This is a genomic window from Streptomyces sp. CB02400, from assembly GCF_001905725.1.
Lineage (GTDB): Bacteria > Actinomycetota > Actinomycetes > Streptomycetales > Streptomycetaceae > Streptomyces > Streptomyces atrovirens.
In genome coordinates, this window is the sequence record NZ_LIWB01000046.1 from 1 (window position 1) to 1,763 (window position 1,763).

Annotated in this window: 1 protein-coding gene; it reads left to right on the forward strand. The window is 49.3% G+C overall.

The genetic code is table 11. The annotated features are described in order from the left end of the window. Positions 1-17: 17 nt before the first annotated feature. On the forward strand, positions 18-878 hold the full coding sequence (blaTEM, locus tag AMK33_RS40145; RefSeq protein ID WP_073938165.1) for a TEM family class A beta-lactamase: 861 nt from the start codon (positions 18-20) through the stop codon (positions 876-878). Positions 879-1,763: the final 885 nt, after the last annotated feature.

The following is a 1,763-nucleotide window of genomic DNA, read 5'->3' on the forward strand; positions in this document are numbered from 1 at the left end:
ATTGAAAAAGGAAGAGTATGAGTATTCAACATTTCCGTGTCGCCCTTATTCCCTTTTTTGCGGCATTTTGCCTTCCTGTTTTTGCTCACCCAGAAACGCTGGTGAAAGTAAAAGATGCTGAAGATCAGTTGGGTGCACGAGTGGGTTACATCGAACTGGATCTCAACAGCGGTAAGATCCTTGAGAGTTTTCGCCCCGAAGAACGTTTTCCAATGATGAGCACTTTTAAAGTTCTGCTATGTGGCGCGGTATTATCCCGTATTGACGCCGGGCAAGAGCAACTCGGTCGCCGCATACACTATTCTAAGAATGACTTGGTTGAGTACTCACCAGTCACAGAAAAGCATCTTACGGATGGCATGACAGTAAGAGAATTATGCAGTGCTGCCATAACCATGAGTGATAACACTGCGGCCAACTTACTTCTGACAACGATCGGAGGACCGAAGGAGCTAACCGCTTTTTTGCACAACATGGGGGATCATGTAACTCGCCTTGATCGTTGGGAACCGGAGCTGAATGAAGCCATACCAAACGACGAGCGTGACACCACGATGCCTGTAGCAATGGCAACAACGTTGCGCAAACTATTAACTGGCGAACTACTTACTCTAGCTTCCCGGCAACAATTAATAGACTGGATGGAGGCGGATAAAGTTGCAGGACCACTTCTGCGCTCGGCCCTTCCGGCTGGCTGGTTTATTGCTGATAAATCTGGAGCCGGTGAGCGTGGGTCTCGCGGTATCATTGCAGCACTGGGGCCAGATGGTAAGCCCTCCCGTATCGTAGTTATCTACACGACGGGGAGTCAGGCAACTATGGATGAACGAAATAGACAGATCGCTGAGATAGGTGCCTCACTGATTAAGCATTGGTAACTGTCAGACCAAGTTTACTCATATATACTTTAGATTGATTTAAAACTTCATTTTTAATTTAAAAGGATCTAGGTGAAGATCCTTTTTGATAATCTCATGACCAAAATCCCTTAACGTGAGTTTTCGTTCCACTGAGCGTCAGACCCCGTAGAAAAGATCAAAGGATCTTCTTGAGATCCTTTTTTTCTGCGCGTAATCTGCTGCTTGCAAACAAAAAAACCACCGCTACCAGCGGTGGTTTGTTTGCCGGATCAAGAGCTACCAACTCTTTTTCCGAAGGTAACTGGCTTCAGCAGAGCGCAGATACCAAATACTGTTCTTCTAGTGTAGCCGTAGTTAGGCCACCACTTCAAGAACTCTGTAGCACCGCCTACATACCTCGCTCTGCTAATCCTGTTACCAGTGGCTGCTGCCAGTGGCGATAAGTCGTGTCTTACCGGGTTGGACTCAAGACGATAGTTACCGGATAAGGCGCAGCGGTCGGGCTGAACGGGGGGTTCGTGCACACAGCCCAGCTTGGAGCGAACGACCTACACCGAACTGAGATACCTACAGCGTGAGCTATGAGAAAGCGCCACGCTTCCCGAAGGGAGAAAGGCGGACAGGTATCCGGTAAGCGGCAGGGTCGGAACAGGAGAGCGCACGAGGGAGCTTCCAGGGGGAAACGCCTGGTATCTTTATAGTCCTGTCGGGTTTCGCCACCTCTGACTTGAGCGTCGATTTTTGTGATGCTCGTCAGGGGGGCGGAGCCTATGGAAAAACGCCAGCAACGCGGCCTTTTTACGGTTCCTGGCCTTTTGCTGGCCTTTTGCTCACATGTTCTTTCCTGCGTTATCCCCTGATTCTGTGGATAACCGTATTACCGCCTTTGAGTGAGCTGATACC

Bases quoted from the DNA above. Each gene is read 5' to 3' on its own strand.
- blaTEM (WP_073938165.1), top strand. From the start codon at position 18: ATGAGTATTCAACATTTCCGTGTCGCCCTTATTCCCTTTTTTGCGGCA.